Origin of the sequence: Cytobacillus firmus (genome assembly GCF_023715565.1) — a bacterium.
Classification (GTDB): Bacteria; Bacillota; Bacilli; order Bacillales; family Cytobacillaceae; genus Cytobacillus; species Cytobacillus firmus_C.
Window position 1 is genome coordinate 20,136 of the sequence record NZ_JAMBOJ010000019.1, and the last position, 17,645, is coordinate 37,780.

A 17,645-nucleotide genomic window follows, 5' to 3' on the forward strand; every position below is an offset into this window, starting at 1 on the left:
CGTGACTAATTTAATAAAATTATATTATTTTCTAATTGATTAGTCAAACGTGACTAATCGTAAAGTAAATTTGAGTCGCGCTTGGAACTCAAAAATCTTGGTTAATTTGCTTCTTTTTACACAACCTTTAGTTAATCCAATAAAGTTTTTATTTCTATGAAGGCGATAGGAGGTTAAATGCCTAAAAATGACCTAAGTCAGATTTGGTGACCTAAGTCATGAAGTAATAATCAAAAGCGCTTTCAAATGTTATTCTCTCTTGTTAAGATTGCCATATAAAATTTAAAGGAGGCAGCTCGGTGAGTAAGAGAAAAGTCAGTAGCTCAATTCAAACATTTGGCAGAACCCTTCTCCTGCCTATTGGGGTATTAGCACCAATTGGGATGATTTTGGGTATAAGTGGCGCTTTAGTTCAATCATATATGATCGAAAGATTCCCATTTCTAGGGAATGAAGGGATCAATACTGCTTTAGTAAGCATTCGTACGATTGCCAGTATAATCTTTGATAATATTCCTTTACTATTTGCGATGGGTGTAGCTTATGGTATGAGCAAAAAAGACAAGGGGATTTCCGTTTTTGCCGCAACGGCAGGGTATTTAACCTTAATTGTTGCGATGAATGTTTGGCTGACCATAACAGGAAAAATGGCAGATCCTGAGGTTATGACCCAGTATGGTCAAATTAGCGTTTTAGGAATTCAAACAATGAATATTAGTGCTGCTGGGGGAATCATCACAGGTCTGGTGGCTGCCTGGGCAACTGACAAATATATAAATTTAGAGCTGCCAACAGCATTGGCCTTCTTTTCCGGAAAAAAATCAGTGCCCATCATCACGATAGGAATGATGACGGCAGTAGGCCTTTTGCTTCCGTTCATTTGGGAATTCATGGTCGGAGTGTTAATGAAATTATCAGTCGTATTTTTAAGTGTTGCAGGGCCATTTTTTACGGCTGCGGGTGAGAGGTTATTTATTCCGTTTGGGCTTCATCATGTGTGGAATGCTTTATTTAGATTCACAGAAGCTGGCGGAACCTATGTTATAGAGGGAAAAACTTATGTGGGGGTTCTTCCTGCACTGACCGAAGTTCTCTTTAATCAAGGACCTGACAGTCAGTATTGGAGCATGATGCCTCAGTTAACCAGGTTTATGGCACAGCAGCAAATGCTGGTCACAATGTTTTTATTCCCGGCCATTGCATTTGCTATGTATAAAGCGGCACATAAGGATAATAAACCATATGTTAAATCGATGCTGGTGACAATGGTATTAACTGCTCTATTAGGGAATGTAACTGAACCATTAGAATTCACTTTCGTATTTATCGCACCATTATTATACGTTTTATATGCATGTATAGTCGGTATTGGAGCTGTCCTTTTATCCTTTGCAGGAGTCGCAATCGGCTACATTCGCGGAACTGTTTTTGATTTTGCGATTTTCGGGCTCCTATACGAAAATACAAGTTGGATCTATCTGGTGCTCATTGGGACAGGATTAGCTGTTGCCACATACTTTATCTTCTATTGGGCAATTATTAAGTTTGATTTAAAGACGCCAGGAAGAGAAGAAGATCAAGCTTTGGATAATACTCTGATTAAAGAAAAACGCTACGGGGAAATTGCAGATATCGTTGTCAACGCATTAGGCGGACGATCGAATATTTTAAATGTAGATAACTGTATTACGCGGTTAAGAATCGACTTAGGTGATGTGAAAAACATCGATAAAGATTCGCTGCAGAAATCTGGTTGTACAGGCTTTTTCTTCCCTTCGGATAAACACATTCATATTGTATTTGGTCCTCAGGTGGAATTTGTCAGAAATGCAGTGGATGATAACATGAGAGGGGCAGGAAATAAAAATGCGGGCGTTATATGACTCAAAAAGCAAAACGATAGATGACCAAGGCATTAAACATTTGTTTACACAAGAAGAAAAATATAAAGCATGGCTATTATTTGAGGCAGCATTAGCCCAGGCACAGGCAGAAGCAGGGTTTATTCCTGAAGCTGCTGCCAATGATATTAAAGAAGCAGCCAAAGTTGAAAATATTGATTTCGAGGAAATGGACCGGATCTATCGGGAAATCGGCCATGGGTTTGTTCCCTTTTTAAAGGTATTGGTGAAGGCTTGCCCTGGTGAAAGCGGGAAATACGTTCATTATGGGATTACTACACAAAATATCCAGCAAAGCTCCCAGCTCTATATTATGAAAAAAGTACATTCGAAATTTATGAATCTTATCGGACAAATACTAAATAATTTGAGCAAGCTGGCACTCGAAAATAAAGATACAGTGATGCCTGGACGCACGCATGGCCGTCACGCCATCCCGATCACCTATGGTTATAAGGTGTCCGTTTGGATTAGTGAATTTATAAATGCATTTGAGCGGATGGCAGAAGCTGAAAAAAGAGTATTCCAAGTGATGATGGGTGGCGCCGTTGGTGCGTTTAGCTCCATGCCCGAAGTGGGAATTGGTGTGCAAAAGCGAGTGGCAGAACTAGTCGGGATGTATCCTATGCAAGTCCCTTCAAGAAACATCAGTACACATAAACTTGAGTACATGATGAACTTAAGCCTTCTTGCGAATGTCTGCCATAAAATTGGAGAGGAAGTTTATAGCACGACACTCGAGGAAATTGCAGAAGTATCTGAGGGATTTAGCAAAGGCACAGTAGGAAGCAGCACAATGCCACATAAAATAAATCCGAAATTGGCAAAGGGAATTATTGCAAACTCTCAAAAGCTTTATTCCTTGCCTGGAGTGGGCATGTACTCGGCTGTCCGGCCATATGAGGGGGATAGCAGTTCCTATATGCTGTTTGATGGAATCCTTGAAGAAGCGCTGGAACTGACAACAGAGGTTCTATTGCGCTGTGAGGAATTAACAAGGACAATGGTTGTCCATAAAGAGCGTATGCTCCATAATGCATTACGTAATAAAGGCCTAGACAATAGTGAATATGTGATGATGAAGTTATCGAGTAAATTAGGGAAAGATCAAGCACATAGTTTGATGTATCAGATTGCCATGAAAACTGCATCTGAGGGGGAGGATTTCTATACCAACCTGAAGGCAAATGAGTTAATTGCCAGCGAATTTATCGATGAAGAAATCCAGGAGATGATTGATCCAAGGAATTACACCGGGTTGTCCTCTTTTATTGCTGAAACAGAGGCATCGAGGGCGAAAGATACGGCAGACAGAATTTTCACAGAATATCAAGAAGCAGAAAAAGTGTTGATTTAGCCAAGAAACCTTCCATAGCTTTATGGAAGGTTTTTTGCTGATGTTTATTCTATTTTTGTCATGGTATAATAATCTGTGAATTTAACTACTGCCATAATTGAGGGATTATATGATGAATTATTTAGAGAACTATGACGAGATGACTGCCAGTGAAAGAAAAGTCCTCAATTATATTTTAAATAATAAAGAAGTCATTCCATATCTGAAAATAAATGAACTAGCGGATGCTGCCTTCGTATCCAAAACCATCATCATTAATTTGGCCCAAAAGCTCGGATTTAGCGGGTTTAAAGAACTTAAATATCATTTTAGTACGCTTGCAAAAGAAGAAATTGATGAATCCAGCCAGGGGCTGTCGTTTCGAGACATGTTAAGGGATAGTGTGGATAAAACATTTACACTTGTAAGCGAAGAAGCATTAGAGAGCTGCTCGAAAAAAATTCTTTCAGCCAACAACGTCTTTGTGATGGCGAGAGGGACAAGTAAAGCAGTGGGGAGCTATTTAGAACATTTGTTATTGTCCATTGGGATCCAATGTGTATTCATAAAGGATTATAATTTATCAGAACTTTTCACGAATTTCGTCAGGGAAGGCGATTTGGTTATTTTTATTTCATTGTCTGGCAATACCGAAAAGATTGTTGAGACAGCAAAAAAAGTACATATTAAAAAGGCTGACATCATCAGCTTAACGTCTTTCCAGTCCAATAAATTAGCCAGTTACACGAATGATAATTTATATGTGTATACACATACCTCCGACACCAAAAGAAACGACAAAATTTCAAGAATTGGCTTCTTTGTCATCGTCGATATGCTCATTCATCAGTTATCCTTGTTAAAAAGTGATAAAAACAACTAATAGAAGTACTGATGCCACTATAACGTGATTCAGTACGAAAGCCATGAATCGAACAGGAATACTCCATTCGTTTCATGGCTTTTTTGTGATTAAACAGCTGCGTTTCCCAGCGCCTCAGCATCTGCAATTAGTGTAACGTGGGGGTGTGTTTCCAATATGGATGCAGGGAAATTTTCATTCGGTTCACCTGTTAACAGTTGAGTTAAAGCGTCTTTTTTATTAATTCCTGAAATTAGCAGTAAAATCTCCTTACTTCTCATTATACTGGCAATTCCCATTGTGATGGCGTGGGATGGAACGTTGTTTATATGGTTAAAAAAGCGTGCATTTGCTTCTCGTGTTGATTGGGTTAGCTCCGTAATATGTGTTTCCGATTGAAAAGATGTCCCCGGTTCGTTAAAACCGATATGACCGTTGCTTCCAATTCCTAAAATTTGAAGGTCCACTCCTCCATGCTTCTTGATCAGCTTTTCGTATTCGATACATTGCTTCTCTGGATTATTCCCATCTCCCTGAGGAACGTATGTATTGGCCTTTTCAATATCAATATGGTCAAACAAGTGTTCATTCATAAAATAACGATAGCTATAAGGATTTTCTCCCGAAAGCCCAATGTATTCGTCTAAGTTAAACGTAGTGACGTGTCGATAGGAAGTATGATTATTGTAATAATCTTTTATTAAATAATCATATAAGCCAACTGGAGTTCCGCCTGTTGCCAATCCAAGTTTTAGACTTGGATTAGAGCGTACCTTTTCTGCAACAAACTCAGCCGCTTTTCTGCTCATTTCATCATAATCTTTTACCTTTAGTATTTTCATAGCCATTCTCCTTTCTGTAAGGGGTTAGAGCGTACGGGTATTACCTGAATTGCTTTAAAGCATGTGAGACACCGCTTTCGGAATTGGACAGTGTGACAGAGTCACATATTTTCTTAACTTCCTTGTCTGCATTGTCCATTGCAATCGAATAGCCGGCACATTCAAGCATTGGAATGTCATTAAGATTATCTCCAATAGCCACAGTATTTTCTAAAGGGATATTATAATATTCCGCCATTCTTTTCAGGCCAACGGCTTTATGTCCACCTTTATGCATAATTTCAACATTTATAGAGCTTGATGAAGTAACCGCAATAGTTGAATAATCATTCAAAAAGGGAACGAGCTTGTTTCTTCGATCTGGACCAAACGTGAGAATGTACAGTTTGTTTACATTTATATGCTTATCAAGCAGTAGTTTGGTATGGTCTGTAAAAACATTTACATGCACAGAGATTTGTGGCCTTTCGATAAACCGGTGAAAATCTGTATTTCCTAAACCTTTGATACTTTGTTTTACCCGTTCTGACCAATCATCCGGGAAGTAGATTCCATTATTCGTATAGAGACAGTAGGGGAAAACCATTTCGTTCAATCTCTGAATAATGGAGATTACATCATTCTGTTCCATTGAAATCTGGCTTATTATGTGATTTTCAGCCTCTACAACAGTCCCATTGCTTCCCGCTATTGGACACGTAAGATTATATTTGCTGAGAATGGCTTTAATATCTTCAGGAGCCCGTCCGGAGCAGACCATCACAATATGTCCATCTCTCTGTATCTCCTGGATAGCCTCTATATCGTCTTGTGAAATTTGTTTGTCAGGAGACAGCAGTGTGCCGTCCAGATCAAGTGCAAATAGTTTCAATGACATCCCTGCTTCCTCATTTATAGTAAAAGCAAATCACAGAACATGTTGAAAAAACGGATGCTATCTGCAGCCGTTTTAGTAGATTCTGCGTAATTTCTCTTTATTTTAATGTAATCGCTAAGACTTCACTTTCTCCCCTGGTAACGTCAGTGGACGTTTTCCATGTAAACGTGAATAAGTCCTCTGAGCTATTCGTTACGACCATTGGTATAATTGTACTTGCCGCATTTTTAGAAATAAACTCCAGGTCAGCTTCTATAATGAGCTGTCCCTTTGACACCTTATCCCCCACTTTTACTGCTGGATTGAAACCCTGGCCTTTTAAAGCTACAGTTTCTAACCCAATATGAACAAGTATCTCAGCGCCCAGGTCCGTTTTAATGCCAAAGGCGTGCTTAGTTTCAGCTAACTGGATGATTTCGCCGCTAGCAGGGGCCACAATCCTTCCATCTGATGGCAAAACAGCAATTCCTTCTCCCATTAACTTTTGACTGAATACAGGATCTGGGACATCCTCTATTTTCATTAATTCCCCGTTAGCAGGGCTTACAATCTCTTCTGAAGCCGTTTGTTTCTTAAAAAGTTTTTTAAACATGCTATCCTCTCCTGCCTTTTTTTTGAGCACCCTAAACCAACCACTATAAAAGCGTAGGGAACTCTTCATAGAATTTATTAAATAGGTATTAATTGCTTAGTGTTGTTCATTTTGATTTTATTTTTTAATAGGGTCAGGTTCAAGGCAACTTTATGGTCTGAAACTGCTCCAAAAAGATACCTGGACATTGGTTCATTACTCCGGAGTGAAAAATAAGCACCAAATCAGCATTTTAATTTACTGTCTTGTTAGGTATGATTTTTTTATACTATTCTTTAGTTGAAAGGAGCTGGTCCCAATAAGTATTAATAGTCTTGACTTAAAACTTATTGGTTTTCTTCAGGAAAAAGGAAAGTTAGATTTAAAAGATTCCGATCAGCTTTTCGGGCGAAGTTCAAATAGCTTAAAAAGACATGTGATGAATATTAACTTGCATCTTCCAGATGAGAAACAGCTTAGGATAGAGAAAAACACTATTATTAGTCAGTTAAAATATAATGACTATATTGGGTTTGTAAGCAATCTGCAGCTTGAACATTATATTTCATCACAAAAGGAACGGATTACAGCTATTATTGTTTTTTCTTTTTTTTACCCTGTTCTCAATGTCTCGAAGCTGTATGAGAAGATGGGGATGAGCCTAACGACAAAGAAAAAGGATAATAAGGCGCTTACTGAGTATCTGAATAAAAGGAATCTCCGATTTGAGGTTGTCCCGAAAAAGGGAATGAAAGTTACAGGTTCCGAAAGGTCCTATCGAATTTTAACTGCATCAATTTTAGTTTCTCTTGTAGAGATCGATTCGGCTGGGAATCTAATGAATCGGAAAGCCAATAATCCGCTGCAAAAAATGATTTTCGAGGTTTTTGCTGAAATGGCCAAAGTGGAAATAGCAGAGGCAAAGGACTTACTAAATAAGTTTATCAAAGAGAATCAAGTAAGAATGTCATATCCTTCTAAGAAATTCTGCTTGTTATGCTTAGTTCTTAGCCTATACCGGTTAAGACAGGGATATAGGCTGGAAGCAGAAATGGAACTTGATTTAAAGGTCCCAAACTATCAGCTACTCATAAATCAAAAAAGGGAGGATTTATTTTTCACGTATTTGGCCGCGTCTCTTGACTATATGTCGTTTTCACCGCCGCCTATGGACACGAGATTAAAGATGGCTGTGCTCGCTTTTATCAATCAAGTACAAGACCATATAGTTACGACTTTTTATGACTATGAAGCAATTTTTAATGAGGTGTACTCCTATATTTACAAATGCTATATTCGAAATAAGCTTGATTATAATCTCTATGATAAAAAGTTAGATGATACTCATAAAGTACTGCCTAAGTTGTACAGAACGGTGAGTAAGGCAACTCCCATTATTGAATCAAAAATGGATGTTCAGTTTTCAAAACTGCAAATCTCAGCCCTGACCTTGCTAGTTCGAAAATTTACGATGAAAAATAAAGTGATTGGAAGGAATAGCAGGAAAATTGTGATTGTAAGTAACTCTGCAATAGAAAAAACCAGCTATTTTGCAGAAAATCTTCGCCATCACTTAGACGTTACAGTGGCAGGAACGTATAATATAAATGAACTGTATGAACTTGAACAGATTGAATATGATTTAATTATTACTTTCTCCAATCGAATTGCCGCATTATTAGCAGAAAATAGTTACTCCTGTGTAAAATTAAATTTCTATCTAAATCAGAGGGATATTGATAAATTGCTGAAAATAGGCTTCTCAAGCAGTTCTCGAAGGAAAATTCTATCTGATCATTTTATTGATGAAATCAAAGATAAAGATCCAGAAGAGATAAAGGAACTTTTACTAACAAAGTACCCTTCGCATTTCTTGTAAGGGATATGAATCCATACAAAAAACCTTCCAGATTCATCTTACAATCAGGGAGGTTTTTTGTTTATGGATAACCCTTCAATTAGGTTGAATGATGAATCACCACAGAAATAAAGGCAGTCTCTAAAATAGCATGATTAGTCAAAAGTGACCAATTAAGTGTAATTATCAGTTTTTTTATATTGAACTGGCCATAAAGAATTTACTCCGAATAAAGAGAAAGATTTTTTATAGTCTTTTCAAGAAAAGAGACTTCTGCTTCCAGCATCGCCATTTTGTGTTCTACTGCCAGGTTGACTCCAGACCTTACTCCGTGGGAAGGTGTTTGTTTCATCGTTTCCAATAATTCTTTATTATTTTTTAAACGTTCTTCCAATGCAGGAATGGTTTTTTCCAGAGGAAGAAAATCACTGAACATCAACCCGATATCTCCATTGTAATTTACTTTTTCAGCTGAAGATAAGTTGTTCAGCAATAACTGGTAAAAGTATTGCTTGCCGCTCTCATTGATGGAGTACACCTTTCTAGTCGGCCTGTTTCCTTCTTGCTTCAACTGGATGTCAATATATCCTTTTTGACTGAGTTTATCCAATGTTGCATAAGCAGTAGGTTTTTTCATGTCCGTTACAGCACTTAAGTTTCTCTCTATAAATTCATTAATCTGGTACCCATGCTGACTTTGGCTCATGAGTAGCCCAAGTAGAATAAGCGAGCGTTGTTCCACTGAGATCAGCCTTTCTTGCTACAATCTTGTTTTATATTTTCTCGTATATTTCATTTGCAGTCAATTGCCCAGCCAGATAGTGAGGAGTGAAGGGATAGTAAAAGATGACACACTCAGACAAAGAAGCTGAATTTAAAGTCAGTAAGTGAAACGCCTTTAAATTCAGCTTCTTTTTTTAAATAGGACACCTAGGTAGCAATGCCAATGGATGAGTTCTGGTACTGTTCATCGCTTAATGCTTTCACAATGAAATGTGCTACATCGGCGCGCGGAATCGTTCTTGCTTTTTCTGGTACGCCCGTTTCTGACTCCCTGTACATTCCTGTTAAAGCATTGTTCGTTAATCCCATCGGCCTGACGATTGTGTAGTTTAATCCATATGCTTGAATATAATCCACGGCATTCCGATGATCTGCGAGAGGGTTTCTCAGCATTTGCATGATCAGTTTTCCGCTGATTCCTGGAATTTCCTTGTTAATGCCTGCAGAAGCTGTGTAGACGATGCGCTGGATGCCGTGTGCCTGCATGCCATCTACGATATTTTTTGTCATTTCTTCAAGTTCTGCTGTTTTTTTCATTCCCTGATTAGAGCCTAAACATGACACAACAGCATCATGACCTGCAATGGCTGCGGCGACTTCTTCTTTATTAAAGGCATCTCCCTGTACAATTTGAAGCTGTTCATGTGCGATTTCTATCTTTGAAGGGGTGCGTATGAAAGCAGTAACCGCAATCCCTTTTTCTAATGATTGCTTCACGACATGTTGGCCAACGCCCCCGGTTGCACCAAATACAATAATCCTCATATCTCCACTCCTTTTTCATTTTGGTAAAACTATTCTTTCAAGATGAGCACTTATCGAAGTATTTAGGCAGATTGTACTCTATATCTGCTGCCAAGTCACTTTGCATTTACCAAAGTGACTTGGCGGGTAGGCTATTGGGTTAGTTCGTTTGTCTGCCTACTGGTTTAAAAACGGATAGCAGATAAATGACTAAGCCTGCAATCCCAATTCCAGGAGGTGATTCTTCAGAGAATGGGATCAAGAGGATGTATCCGAGCAATAGGAAGCTGTTTATATGAGGGGCCTCTCTTTCATTGACCTTGACAGAACGATATGGATAGGAAAATATAAAGTAGGATGGAATCTATTTAAAAAGGCCCTTATCAAGGGTTTGGGTTCGTAGTGGAAGGTGCAAGATCATCAGATATATTTTTTCATTTATAGTGTCAAAACACAACAATAATATATACAGAAAGAGCCATTAATAAGAGTAACGAAAGGGGGATAGATAGGTGGTTACAAAACGGCAAAAGGATATTGTGCTGTCTTTAATGAAATCAACTGAACCTGTTACAGCAGAATGGATAGCAAAAGAACTTGGTGTAAGTGATAGGACGATTCGAACTGAGATTAAAGAACTTCAATCACAAAGTTTATTAGGTATCAATATTGAATCGGTTCGCGGTAAAGGCTATCTATTAGAAATAAAGGATTATAGCCTGTTTGAGAGTGTGTTCACACTTAATGCAGCGGAATCGATTGATGACTCCAAATCAGATTTTTCCATACAGGAAAATCGGGTCTTATATATATTAAAGCGTTTTTTGCAGGAAAAGGATTTAATCAAATTAGAAAGCCTTGAGGAAGATCTGTTTGTCTCTAAGCCTAAACTGCAAAGTGACTTGAAAATCGTCCGCGAAATATTGGAAAGCTATCAGCTGAAATTAATATCCAGGCCTCATCATGGCACGCGTGTGGAAGGCGACGAATATATGAGGCGGCTATGCTTTTCAAATCATATTATCAGCAGAAGCAGCAACTTAAACATTGACAGCAAGTCTTTGCAGCTTTTGGACAAAACGCTGTTTGAAAAGATAAAGGAAATCATCATCAAAAAGGTAAATGAATACAAATTTGAAATCTCTGATATAGCCCTCGAGAATTTGGCGACCCATATCACCATTGGATGTAAGAGAATTGAAGAAGGGTTTGTTATTAAAAACCTGGAACATGACCTAACGGGAAAATATCCTTTTGAAAGTATAGTAGCAAATGAGATTGTGAAAGAAGTAGAGGAATTTACCGGACAGCATTTCCCCCTTGCTGAAATTGATTATATTATTGTCCATTTGTTAGGGACTAAATTAATTCATAAGAATACCTTGAATGAATTTAGTAAATTCGATGAGCTGGGTACGATTATTCAATGCATCCTGGAAAGATTGAAAACGGAGCTGAATTGGGATTTTCATGATGACTCGGAATTCATTCAAGCGCTAACTTTGCACATTCGGCCTGCGATGAATCGATTACGCTACAATATGAACATTCGGAACCCTTTATTGGACGACATCAAAAGGAAATATCCAAGCGCATTTGAGGGAGCGGCCATAGCCAGCAAATGTATTGGAGAGTATTTGGGAGTTGAAGTAGGAGAACATGAAATTGCCTATATTGCCATTCATATAGGAGTAGCATTAGAAAGAATGAAGACATTGCAAAAGGAGGCCAAACGGGTCATTGTTGTGTGTGCTTCAGGCGTGGGAAGCGCCAGGCTATTATTCTACCGTTTGAAAAATGAATTTAAAGATGAACTCGATATTGTGGCAACCACTAATTATTATCAGCTGAATGAACACGACTTGTCCTCAATAGATTTTATTATTAGTACAATACCGTTAAAAGGAGATTTGGGCGTCCCTGTGCAGGTCGTCAATACTTTTTTAGGTGAAGGTGATATTGCCAGTATCCGGGAGGGCTTATCGTCTGTAAACGGGTACGAGGAAAAAGGCTACTTAGATAAATCCAGAGTTTTTATTCATAAAAAGTTTGAGGATAAAGAAAGCGTCATCCGTTTTATGTGTGAAGAGTTATACAAACAAAACTTGGTATCCGAAAATTATGCAGATTCAGTGCTCGAGAGGGAGGCATTGGCTCCAACCAGCTTTGGAAACCTTGTCGCCGTCCCTCACCCGCTTACACCGGAAACAGAAGAAACATTTTGGACTGTGTGCACATTAAAAAAGCCTGTTGAATGGGCTGATAAACAGATGGTTCAATTTGTCTGTTTATTAAATGTTCGAAAAGAACCTGGTGATGACCTGGAACGGATGTATCGAAGGCTTATTACGCTAATTGAAAACAGTTCTATGGTCCAAAAGGTGCTAAAGTGCGGTTCAGCAGAAGAAATAATAAAACTATTAAATGATTGTTAAAACAGTAGTTTTGCAAAGGAGTATTCCAAACGGAATACTCCTTTTTGCCGGAATAAACAAGGACGTTTAGCCTTTTTCCGTTACGTAACGGAAAAATCCTTTCTGTAAAATAAAACGCTTTCAAAATAAACTGTAAATAGGAAGAGACAAAAGAAAAGCAATCTATTCAGCTTAGAGAAATAGCTACATACTTTTCAAAAAACATTTTTATTATATAGGAGGTAAAAAGGAATGAATATTTTACTATGCTGTGCAGCGGGAATGAGTACAAGTTTGCTGGTGACTAAGATGGAAAAGGCAGCAGAAGAACAGGGTGTAGAAGGGAAAATCTGGGCAGTTCCAGCCAATCAGATCAATCTCCACGTTGACGACGCAGATGTCCTCCTTTTAGGGCCACAAGTCCGGTTTCTGCTTCCAAAAATGAAAACATTAGGGGAAGAAAAGAATATTCCAGTTGAGGCAATTAATCCAGTTCACTACGGGATGTGTGATGGCGCTGAAGTTCTGAAAACAGCTATAAACCTTGTAAATAAAAAATAGTTTAAGAGGGGAAGTAACAAGATGAGCAAATTCAATAGCTTTCTAGAAGAGAAAGTTATGCCTGTTGCAGCAAAGATTGGCGGGCAAAGACACTTATTGGCTCTTCGCGATGGTCTAATTGCAACGATGCCATTCATTGTGATCGGTTCTATTTTCTTAATCATTGCTAACTTTCCAATTCCGGGATATGCCGATTGGATGACGTCCATTTTTGGTCCCAGCTGGGCTGTCAAACTATCCTACCCAGTTGATGCCACCTTCAATATCATGTCCATTATTGCAGCTTTCGCGGTAGCCTATCGATTAGCAGAAAGTTATAAGCTTGATGCGATGAGTGCTGGTACTATTTCCATTGCTGCGTTCCTGTTAACAACACCGTTCAGTTTCACCTTTACCCCAGCTGATGCTGAAGGAGTTCTGGTAACGGGAGCCATTTCAAAAGCTTTCTTGAGCAGTAAAGGATTGTTTGTTGCCTTACTTTTTGCTATTTTATCAACGGAAATTTATCGCTGGGTCGTCAAAAAAGATATTGTGATAAAAATGCCGGCAGGTGTACCTCCAAGTGTGGGTAAATCATTTGCTTCGTTAATTCCGGGGCTTTTTGTATTGGTGACGGTTTGGGTGATCCGCTTACTTGTTGAAATGACTCCTTATGAAAGTATCAATGATTTAGTAACCATCGTGTTAGGTGACCCATTAAAAATGGTTGGCCTTACTCTCGGCGGAACGATTGTTGCTGAGTTATTCGTAACGGTTCTATGGTCTACCGGATTACATGGTACAAACATTGTAAAAAGTGTAATGGAACCAATCTGGTTTGGTGCCATGGGTGATAATATGACTGCCTATCAGGCGGGTGAACCTCTGCCTCACATTGTTACGCAGCAATTCTGGGATAACTTTATTCACATCGGCGGAACGGGCGTAACGTTTGGATTGGTTCTCTCAATGGTATTGTTTGCTAAGTCCAAGCAAATGAAAAATCTTGGCCGCTTGGCACTTGGACCTGGTATCTTTAATATTAATGAGCCATTAATCTTTGGTATGCCAATTGTGTTAAACCCAATCATGATCCTTCCTTTCGTCCTTACTTCAATCGTAACGGTTATTGTAACTTTCATTGGAATGGATATGGGATTGGTAGCAAAGCCAGTAGGTATAGCCGTACCTTGGACAATGCCGCCTATTATCTCCGGTTATCTGGCTAGTGGCGGGCATATTTCAGGGGCCGTGATGAATGTGGTGAACATTCTTATTTCTTTCTTAATCTATACACCATTCTTCAAAATATATGATCGAGCGAAGAAGAGAGAAGAAGATGCGATGAACACAGGCGGAAAAGAACATATCGCTTAAACATTTAATGGTTAACCAAAATGGCAGGAAAGGGAATCTTCTTTTTCCTAGTAAATTATATGAAAGGCTGTTAATCATCATGAATAAAGAAGAACTTTACAGTCTTGCATTTCAATTAATCCTGCATGCTGGGAATGCAAGAAGCCTCGCGATGGAAGCGATGCAAGTAGCGAAAAAAGGAAATTTTGATGAAGCGGAAGCAAAATTGAACGAAGCAGATTCAGCCTTCAACGAAGCACATCATGTCCAAACGGATTTAATTCAAAAAGAGGCAGGCGGATCTGAATTTGAGATTCCCCTCATTATGATTCATGCACAGGACCACTTAATGACTGCATTAACTCTTAAAGAGTTAGCCAGGGAGATAATAGATTTGCATAAGCTGATCAAAAAGGATTAAGAACGAACTCCTCACCTGGAAGTAAATTATTTAGTGCTTTCAAACCTGCAAACAAAAAAATTGGTCATGTAAAAGCCCAACATTCTGGGCTTTTTTTTATAAATATGGTTTCGTGACCTACTCTTGAATATTGAAAGGAATGGACCTAGATGAGAAAAACATTTCCGGAGAACTTTTTATGGGGCGGGGCAACCGCTGCAAATCAATATGAAGGCGGGTACAATAAAGGCGGCAGAGGGCTGGCGACCAGCGATTTTATTACAAATGGTTCTGCAGACCGTCCAAGAAAGATTACGATCAAGTTAAAAGATGGCAGAAAAACAATGGTAAACAGACGGCCAACTGGTGATCCCCAATTAGATACGATTCCAGAAGGGGGAACAGGCTATATTGACGATAATGTTTATTATCCAAGCCATAAGGCCGTTGATTTTTACCACCGTTACAAAGAAGATATTGCACTATATGGAGAAATGGGGTTTAAATGCTTCCGGTTATCTCTTAGCTGGTCCCGTATCTTCCCAAAAGGCGGCATTGAAGGAGAACAGCCGAATGAAGAGGGGTTGAAATTTTACGAAGATGTCTTTAAAGAGTGCAGAAAATACAATATTGAACCTTTAGTCACCTTGTATCATTTTGAAACACCTGCGTATTTGGCGGAGAATTTTAATGGCTGGGGCGGCCGTGAAACGATTGAATGTTTCTTAAGAATGTGCAAAGAAGTTTTTACAAGATATAAGGATTTAGTGAAGTATTGGATCACCATTAATGAAATTAATGTACTCAATGGCTACGCTTTTATGGGAACGAGGGAGGCTGCAGCACAGGTGCGCTATCAGGCAAAGCATCATATGTTTGTTGCGAGCGCCCGTGCAAATAAGCTTTGTCACGAAATGATCCCGGATGCAAAGATTGGCTGCATGGTTGCTTTAAGCTGCATCTATCCAAAGGATTGTAAGCCTGAAAATGTATTTGGAGCCTTGGACTACAGAAGAGGCGCTTTGATTTATTCCGATATTATGATGAGAGGTTACTATCCTTCTTACGCGGACCATTTTTTTGAACAGCTGGGAGTAACCATAGAAAAAGAACCAGGGGATGATGAGGTCATCAGGGCACATCCTTCAGACTTTTTATCCTTTAGTTATTACCGCAGCAGTGTTTACCATACAGGTATCGTCCAGAATACGGATACAGGCGGCCAAATGGGTGATGCCAATCCATTCGTGGAAAAAACAGAGTGGGGCTGGGCGATTGACCCGGTGGGGCTCAGATACACACTATCTGAACTTTATGATCGATATCAAAAACCGCTTTTTATTGTTGAAAATGGGTTGGGCACTATTGATGAAGTGGATGAAAATGGATATGTGGAGGATGATTATCGTATTCAATATTTCCGTGATCATATTGCCGAAATGAAAAAAGCCGTAACCTTAGATGGCGTGGATTTAATGGGCTATACACCGTGGGGATGCATTGATTTAGTTTCAGCCGGAACGGGAGAAATGAAAAAGCGGTATGGGTTTATTTATGTAGACATGGACGACGAAGGAAATGGAACCTTAAACAGAACAAAGAAGAAATCATTTGATTGGTATAAGAAAGTGATAGCAACGAATGGGGAAGATCTTAGTTTCTAAATTTTGAATAGCAATACTAAAAGCCAAAAGAGCAAGCCAGGAAAAAAGCTTGCTCTTTTTGGCTTCTACTAATAGCAGCAGAAGGTGAATTCCTCTTAAGGACGCTCCAGCACGGTGGCAAGCATACGGTGAACAACCTCGTGGTCACGAGGGTCGTGCAGACGGTAGTCCTTCCCCGGCAGCGTGTACCACTCTTTAGCGCCAACATACGTGATGGAGAGATTGAGGGCACCATCATCATCGCATGTAGTGATCAATTCGAGCTCCCCGCTGATCACACCGACTTCATTCGTCATTACACCATGAGTTGCGGTAAAGATTGATGTCTTCTTTTCCAATAGAATGACTCCCTTCTGTGGCTAGGTGGCTGCACTGTAAGTATGTCAAACGCCGGTTGGCAGTACCAGCTTAAAGCATTGATGAACTTAGTAGGAGCAAGAGTTAAGCATGCTTTGTAATGCCGTCTTCTCGGATGACTGCAGGGTTAACCCCCAGCGGTATTTAGTGTCAATCCACATTTTTGCGTATGCACAGCGGGCACCAGAACGGGGCGGCTGCCATGTTGAAGGATCCTGGTCTCCCTTTGAGCGGTTGGAGCTGGCAGACACGGCAATCAGCTGCGGGCCACTAAGATCATTGGCAAAGCTCTGGCGTTTGGAGGTGGTCCAGCTGCTCGCGCCAGAACGCCATGCCTCGGCCAATGGAACAACATGATCGATGTCGAGATCGGACGGAGAGGTAAAAGTGACACCATCATAATAGCTGTACCACTTACCGGACGTTACAGGGCAATCCCCGCTGTAGGAATCAGCATCACGCTTGAGCACCACCTGTCGGGTGTCACAGCCGCCGCCTTGACTGATCCAGTGAGGGAATAGATCACGCGAATAGCCAGTCATAGACCCCTCGGCCTTCACAGTCAGCGAGTTTAATTCAGATTGGGCGGTGGACTTGGAAGGAATTCCGTTCGGGAGAGCAGATGCAGTCGACATGTCAAATTGAAAAACAGCAAACGATAGGACTACCGCAAAGACAAACATCATTGATTTCTTCAGCATGGTAAAGCCTCCTATGTATTTTTTGCTACTAACATCTTTTTATTGAATGAGATGTTAATAGTTGAAACCAAATGGAGTGCAGAAAAAGGCGTGATAGAAATTGATAATAGCAGGCAGATTAATGGAGTAAACCTTCGCTTACCATGATATTACATCTCTTATTTCCTTTAAAGTTAAAATATTGTAAATATTATAAAAATAAACATTTTGGAGTCCTTACTTTTTATTTTTGTAGATCTTTTTTCATAGCCTTATAGGTTATAAAGGCTATGTTAACGTCATCTATGAACATTGCCACAGTAAATATATGGTGTTATCAACATAAAAAGTCAGCACCTCTGTTACTCAGTGGGTGCTGACTTTTTTAAGCACTTATTTACAAACTGAAAGCCTTGCCTCTTCCTTTACTGCAGCTGCATACTCAAGGTATCTGCATAAA

At 39.5% G+C, this 17,645-nt stretch carries 16 protein-coding genes; 9 read left to right on the forward strand and 7 right to left on the reverse strand.

Translation table 11 applies throughout. The annotated features are described in order from the left end of the window. The first annotated feature begins 299 nt into the window (after nucleotides 1–299). From M3205_RS09570 to M3205_RS09580, 3 genes are all read left to right on the forward strand, one after another. Entirely contained in the window at nucleotides 300–1,883 is a 1,584-nt protein-coding gene (locus M3205_RS09570; protein WP_251169691.1) for a PTS transporter subunit EIIC, read from the forward strand. Further along, the gene (locus M3205_RS09575; RefSeq protein ID WP_251169692.1) at nucleotides 1,867–3,258 is read left to right on the forward strand and encodes a class-II fumarase/aspartase family protein; all 1,392 of its coding nucleotides are present in this window, start codon (nucleotides 1,867–1,869) and stop codon (nucleotides 3,256–3,258) included. The genes M3205_RS09570 and M3205_RS09575 overlap by 17 nt, the downstream gene beginning before the upstream one ends. A 109-nt stretch (nucleotides 3,259–3,367) precedes the next feature. Then, complete coding sequence (locus M3205_RS09580; protein ID WP_251169693.1) at nucleotides 3,368–4,120, forward strand: MurR/RpiR family transcriptional regulator; 753 nt, start codon at nucleotides 3,368–3,370, stop codon at nucleotides 4,118–4,120. 89 nt (nucleotides 4,121–4,209) lie between these two features. Here M3205_RS09580 and nagB read toward each other — a convergent pair whose 3' ends face one another. The 3 genes from nagB to M3205_RS09595 form a co-directional block, all read right to left on the reverse strand. Then, nucleotides 4,210–4,941, reverse strand: coding sequence for a glucosamine-6-phosphate deaminase (gene nagB, locus M3205_RS09585; RefSeq protein WP_251169694.1), 732 nt, complete (start codon nucleotides 4,939–4,941; stop codon nucleotides 4,210–4,212). A 40-nt stretch (nucleotides 4,942–4,981) separates the two neighbouring features. After that, nucleotides 4,982–5,818 (reverse strand): Cof-type HAD-IIB family hydrolase, encoded by an 837-nt coding sequence (locus M3205_RS09590; protein ID WP_251169695.1) that lies wholly within the window; start codon nucleotides 5,816–5,818, stop codon nucleotides 4,982–4,984. 97 nt (nucleotides 5,819–5,915) lie between these two features. After that, entirely contained in the window at nucleotides 5,916–6,410 is a 495-nt protein-coding gene (locus tag M3205_RS09595) for a PTS sugar transporter subunit IIA (protein ID WP_251169696.1), read from the reverse strand. Nucleotides 6,411–6,828: 418 nt separating this feature from the next. Between M3205_RS09595 and M3205_RS09600 the strand changes: the two genes are divergently transcribed. Next, entirely contained in the window at nucleotides 6,829–8,268 is a 1,440-nt protein-coding gene (locus tag M3205_RS09600) for a PRD domain-containing protein (RefSeq protein WP_251169697.1), read from the forward strand. Between the two features lie 199 nt (nucleotides 8,269–8,467). On the opposite strand, the gene M3205_RS09605 is transcribed toward M3205_RS09600, so the two are convergent. After that, nucleotides 8,468–8,989 carry a PadR family transcriptional regulator gene (locus tag M3205_RS09605; protein WP_311315721.1) on the reverse strand — a complete coding sequence of 174 codons (522 nt, stop codon included), beginning with the start codon at nucleotides 8,987–8,989 and terminating at the stop codon, nucleotides 8,468–8,470. A gap of 188 nt (nucleotides 8,990–9,177) precedes the next feature. Beyond that, the gene (locus M3205_RS09610) at nucleotides 9,178–9,795 is read right to left on the reverse strand and encodes an NAD(P)-dependent oxidoreductase (protein ID WP_251169699.1); all 618 of its coding nucleotides are present in this window, start codon (nucleotides 9,793–9,795) and stop codon (nucleotides 9,178–9,180) included. 491 nt (nucleotides 9,796–10,286) lie between these two features. Between M3205_RS09610 and M3205_RS25810 the strand changes: the two genes are divergently transcribed. From M3205_RS25810 to M3205_RS09635, 5 genes are all read left to right on the forward strand, one after another. After that, nucleotides 10,287–12,209, forward strand: coding sequence for a BglG family transcription antiterminator (locus M3205_RS25810; protein ID WP_251169700.1), 1,923 nt, complete (start codon nucleotides 10,287–10,289; stop codon nucleotides 12,207–12,209). Between the two features lie 231 nt (nucleotides 12,210–12,440). Next, on the forward strand, nucleotides 12,441–12,749 hold the full coding sequence (locus M3205_RS09620; RefSeq protein ID WP_251169701.1) for a PTS sugar transporter subunit IIB: 309 nt from the start codon (nucleotides 12,441–12,443) through the stop codon (nucleotides 12,747–12,749). A 21-nt stretch (nucleotides 12,750–12,770) separates the two neighbouring features. Next, entirely contained in the window at nucleotides 12,771–14,105 is a 1,335-nt protein-coding gene (celB, locus tag M3205_RS09625) for a PTS cellobiose transporter subunit IIC (RefSeq protein WP_251169702.1), read from the forward strand. Between the two features lie 79 nt (nucleotides 14,106–14,184). After that, nucleotides 14,185–14,505, forward strand: a complete 321-nt coding sequence (locus M3205_RS09630) for a PTS lactose/cellobiose transporter subunit IIA (protein WP_159863591.1) — start codon at nucleotides 14,185–14,187, stop codon at nucleotides 14,503–14,505. Between the two features lie 149 nt (nucleotides 14,506–14,654). Further along, complete coding sequence (locus tag M3205_RS09635) at nucleotides 14,655–16,148, forward strand: family 1 glycosylhydrolase (protein WP_251169703.1); 1,494 nt, start codon at nucleotides 14,655–14,657, stop codon at nucleotides 16,146–16,148. A gap of 95 nt (nucleotides 16,149–16,243) precedes the next feature. Here M3205_RS09635 and M3205_RS09640 read toward each other — a convergent pair whose 3' ends face one another. Further along, nucleotides 16,244–16,486, reverse strand: coding sequence for a hypothetical protein (locus M3205_RS09640; RefSeq protein WP_251169704.1), 243 nt, complete (start codon nucleotides 16,484–16,486; stop codon nucleotides 16,244–16,246). A gap of 87 nt (nucleotides 16,487–16,573) precedes the next feature. Continuing rightward, complete coding sequence (locus M3205_RS09645; protein ID WP_251169705.1) at nucleotides 16,574–17,206, reverse strand: HNH endonuclease family protein; 633 nt, start codon at nucleotides 17,204–17,206, stop codon at nucleotides 16,574–16,576. Nucleotides 17,207–17,645 lie beyond the last annotated feature (439 nt).